This window comes from Aurantimonas sp. A2-1-M11, from assembly GCF_036549475.1.
Classification (GTDB): domain Bacteria; phylum Pseudomonadota; class Alphaproteobacteria; order Rhizobiales; family Rhizobiaceae; genus Aurantimonas.
This window is the reverse complement of sequence record NZ_JAZHLI010000136.1, coordinates 1-4,600: the sequence shown is the minus strand read 5'-3', so window position 1 is coordinate 4,600 and position 4,600 is coordinate 1. Positions and strand designations below refer to the sequence as shown.

The window sequence follows — 4,600 nt, the reverse complement described above, 5'->3', positions numbered from 1 at the left end:
CGATCGGATGCCATCCAGCACATGAACCAGCGTCACCGCCAACCCAAAACAATCGCCATAAATCCCAGCAATTCGCCTTCAGAACGAAATTGCGGCGTTTCCGGAGGCGTCCAGATGATCTCGCGGCGCTAGTGGTGAAATCCGACAGTTGATACCAATCGGCAGGGGCGGGCGGAATGCTGCCTGTCTGCTGCTTCGCGGCGAAACCGCAATAGCGGCCGTTCAACTGACCACGACTTGGACGGCACCGCGCCCCCTCGCGGACGTCTCAGGCAAGCTTGGCCTTCGCCTAGATGCAGACGTTGCATCTAAATGCAGGTACGGATTGCGGCTTCGCATGCGCGCCTGTACGGAAATTGTCATTTGTCTCCATTGTTGAAAAGGGGATCCTTCTCCTTGCTCCACCAATCATGATTTTATAAGATCATGAAGATAGGAAGAGTCGGGTGTCCGTAGGTGGAATTCGCATGGCGAGCAAGAATTCGTCTCCGCGTGGCTTGCCAGCGAGCGGGGGTAAGCGGGAGCATGCACAGCGAGAGGTGCCGATCCAGGTCATGGTGCCAGAAGGGGTACGGCGTCAGGTTGCACTCATGAGCGCAGATCGGGGTGAAAACATCCGAACCGTCGTGCTGCGCGGGCTCCGTGCCATTGGCATAGACATCCCGGAGTCCGAGCTCGCCGACCGGAGAGGTCGCCGCCGCAGCGGAAAGGGAGGCAGCGATGGCGCGCAGTGACCTCCTTATCAATTTAGTGAAATCAGGAGCCAGCGGCGACAAGAGCGCTCTGAGAAAAACAGTGGAAGCGATTGTGGCTGAGGAACGCGCGAAGCAACACAATGTGGTCGCCGACCGTATCGAGAAAGCTTATCGCTCAGCCAACGGGCATAGCGGCAGCGTGAGCATGAACACAGTAGTTTCTGAGCATAATACGCGGGCGCGTGACTTCATCACCGAAGTCACGCCAAGGCGGCACCTTGAAGATCTCATGCTGCCGGAGGTTACGCTAATGGCGGTGCAGCAACTTATTGAAGAGCAGCAGCGGTCAAGCCTCTTGCGCTCGCATTCGCTTGAGCCAAGGCATAGCGCCCTGCTCGTCGGACCTCCTGGCAACGGCAAGACTTCTCTCGCCGAGGCTGTCGCGGAAAGCCTCGCGGTCCCCTTCTTTGTCGTCAGATACGAAACGATGATTGGCAGTTTCCTTGGCGAGACGGCAAGCCGGATGAAGCGTGTATTCGACTATGCGCGAACAACGCCCTGCGTCCTGTTCTTTGACGAATTCGACACGGTGGGCAAAGAGCGCGGTGACACTCATGAGACCGGCGAAATCAAGCGGGTGGTCACTTCCCTACTGATGCAGATTGACGATCTGCCGAGCTACGTCGTGATCCTAGCCGCCACCAATCATTCCGAACTGCTTGATCGCGCGGTGTGGCGGCGTTTCCAGCTTCGCCTGCCGCTGCCGGTCCCGAGCCAGAAACAACTCGCGGCATATCTGACGGCACTGAGCGAACGCAGCGATCTCAAGCTCGGAATTAGCGCCGCGCAGATTGCCAAGACGCTCGGCAAGGTGAGCTTCAGCGAAGCCGAGCAGTTTTTCCTCGATGTCGCCCGCCGTCAGGTGCTTGCTGCCGGCGAGCGAACACCGGTCGAGATCGCAAAGCAGCAACTGAAATTATGGGCGTCCCGCGTCCGTGGTCCAATGACGGAAGAACAGGACGATAATGCCGGAACGCCCGCTTCTTAAACTTCCCGAGCCCGAGGCATTCGATCCGAGACCCGGCCCGCGCGGCGGCGGCAGCCTCGCGAAGCCCGCCCGCGGCAGGCAAGGCGTCCGGCTTGCGCCACGCTTTGACCGGCTTATGCAGGTGGCGGGCAATCCGCAGGAGCTGATGGGTTTCCGCGACGATCCGGCAGCAATTGCGCCGGAACGCGCGATCGTTTTTGAGGTCGCCGGACAGGTCAAAGACTTCTACACGCAAGCGCAGGAGCTTGGCCTCGAATATCTCGGCGATTATGAAGAGGAGTTCGATCCGAGCGACGACTTCTACGATACGAAAAAGCCGGAAAAGATGATTTCCGGCCGCATCTACCTCGCCATGCCCGATGTTCAGGCGTTGCAGGAGCTGCTCAGCCTCTGGCGCCGCTACCGGCGCGGCGAAAACATGCCACGCGGCAAATCGGAATGGCGCGAACTCTTCTCACTCCTAATCGATGTCCGGCCATGGGGTCCCCAAGACCGGGTGCCGACGGAAACGATCATTTACTGGCGTGAGTCCCTTCAGCACAATCCCGGAGCGCCGGTGCGTTTTGAGATCGAACTGTGGTTCCACGAGAACGCCGATCAGCGGGCGCGGGCATCCGCCCGAATAGAGGCTGAGATTAATCGAATGGGCGGCGCAGTCGTCCATGACGCAACTATCCCCGAAATCCGGTACGACGCCGTACTCGTCGATATGCCCCCAGATCAGGCGCAAGCGCTGATCGATCACCCCAACATCGCGCTTGCGCGCGTCGATGAGGTCATGTTCCTGCGCCCGCAATCGGTCGCGCGGCATCCCGGCAAGGAAGAACCTGAAGGCGAAGACGCGCCCGAGGGCGTCGATGCTGCGCCCCTTCCGGCCGGCGATCCCATCGCCGCCCTGCTCGACGGATTGCCGATCCAGAACCACGTCAGGCTTGCCGGCCGCATCACCGTTGACGATCCGGATAACCTCGACGCGAACTATCCCGTCAACCGCCGCGAACACGGCACGGAGATGGCATCGCTCATCATCCATGGCGATCTCGCGCGGGGCGAGGCGCCGCTACCCCGGCCGCTGTTGGTTCAGCCGGTGATGCAGCCTGACGGCGGCAACTCCGAGCAGACGCCGCCCGACGAGCTGCTGGTGGATGTGATCCATCGCGCCGTGCGGCGGATCAAGGTCGGCGACGGCGAGGAGCCGCCAACGGCGCCCGGTGTCGTCCTGATCAACCTCTCCCTCGGGGATCGCTGGCGTCCGTTCGCCCGCGTCATGAGCCCGCTCGGGCGGCTTCTCGATTTCCTTGCCCATCACTACAGGGTGCTTTTTCTGGTCAGTGCCGGCAACGTGATGGACCGGCTGGTGATTCCCGATTACGCAACCTCGCGCGAGTTTGAGGACGCGGATCCCGAGGAGCGGGAAAAAGCTGTGCTCGCAGCTTTGAACGCGAACAAGAGCCAGCGCACCCTCTTCTCCCCGGCGGAGGCGATAAACGCCCTCACTATCGGCGCGGCGCACAAGAGCGCCGTCTTCAATGGCGGGCTGCCCGTCAACCTCATCGACCCGTTCACGGACGAGTACCTGCCGAACATGGTCTCTGCGATGGGGCTGGGTTACCGCAAGGCGGTAAAACCGGACCTGCTCCTTGACGGTGGCCGGATGCCGGTCCGTGTTATCGGGTCAGGCGGCAGCATCACGATCGCGCCGGCAGACCGGCCCGCCCGGCTGTTCGGCGTCAAGGCCGCCGCTCCCGATCAGCGAGGTAGCACGCGGCACGAAGATTACTCGTGTGGAACCAGCGTCGCCACGGCGCTCGCGACTCGTGCCGGCCATCGGATATTCGACATGCTGATGGATGGCGACGGCGGCTCCAATCATGACGATCTGCCGCTGCAATACCAGGCGCTCACCATCAAAGCGCTTCTCGTCCATGGCGCGACTTGGGGGCCAAAGGGCGAGATGCTGGACGCCTTTTTCCAGCCGCAGGGATCGGGGCAGCATGTCGCGCGACGCGACGATATCACCCGCCTGCTCGGCTTCGGGGTTCCCGATATCGAGCGGGTACTCGATTGCACCGAGAACCGGGCAACCCTGCTCGGCTTTGGTACGATCGCGGCAGACAGCGCGCTTCTCTACCGCATCCCGATTCCAGCAGGGCTCGACGGCCAGCGTGCGTTTCGGGCCCTCACCGCGACCCTCGCCTGGTTCACGCCGATCAACGCCCGCCATCAGGGCTACCGCCGGGCGGCGCTCGATATCAGCCCCGGCACGGACGAGAAGTACTGGATCGCCGACAAGCGAGACCCCTGCCAGCCAACCGACAAAACCATCGTACGCGGCAGCCTCTTCCATGAGCGCCGGATCGGAGAACGAGCCGCGGTGTTCGTCGATAACGGAGAACTTTTGCTCCGGGTCTCCTGCCGGGCCACGGCCGGCGAACTCAACGAAGAGGTCCCGTATGCGCTCGCTATCAGCTTCGAGGTAGGCATCGAGGCTGGCATTCCGGTCTACAACGAAGTGCGCGCCCGCATCGCGCCGCAGGTCGGCGTTGGGGTTGGGGTTGGAGCCTGATCTCCACCCTTCTGGAAGTGGCGTAGCCAGTACCCAGTGAGCTCCGTAGGGTCTTCAGGCGAAAGAGATAATCTTGCGCAACAGAGCGAATGCCGAAGGCAGCTTACCGCAGGAGGTTTCCCATGACCGGACTGTCGCGCCAAAATCCGCATGCCTTTTAAATGGCCGGTTTCGCGCTGCTAGTGGATTGACTCCAACGTTTGGAACCCTCGGCTTCGTGCAGCGATGATGGCGTCTGGATCGGCGCGCCAGACGAAGGGCTTCGGGTTTTGGTTGTGCTCGGCGACGAAG

General features: G+C 61.7%; 2 protein-coding genes and 1 pseudogene. 2 read left to right on the top strand and 1 reads right to left on the bottom strand.

Annotated elements, in window-relative coordinates:
• Positions 1-720: 720 nt before the first annotated feature.
• Together VQ042_RS24735 and VQ042_RS24730 are read left to right on the top strand one after the other, a co-directional pair.
• The gene (locus tag VQ042_RS24735; RefSeq protein WP_331822922.1) at positions 721-1,743 is read left to right on the top strand and encodes an AAA family ATPase; all 1,023 of its coding nucleotides are present in this window, start codon (positions 721-723) and stop codon (positions 1,741-1,743) included.
• The gene (locus VQ042_RS24730; RefSeq protein ID WP_331822921.1) at positions 1,721-4,309 is read left to right on the top strand and encodes a S8 family peptidase; all 2,589 of its coding nucleotides are present in this window, start codon (positions 1,721-1,723) and stop codon (positions 4,307-4,309) included. The genes VQ042_RS24735 and VQ042_RS24730 overlap by 23 nt, the downstream gene beginning before the upstream one ends.
• A 179-nt stretch (positions 4,310-4,488) precedes the next feature.
• On the opposite strand, the pseudogene VQ042_RS24725 reads toward VQ042_RS24730, so the two are convergent.
• A pseudogene (locus VQ042_RS24725) lies at positions 4,489-4,600 on the bottom strand (IS630 family transposase); the annotation flags it as partial.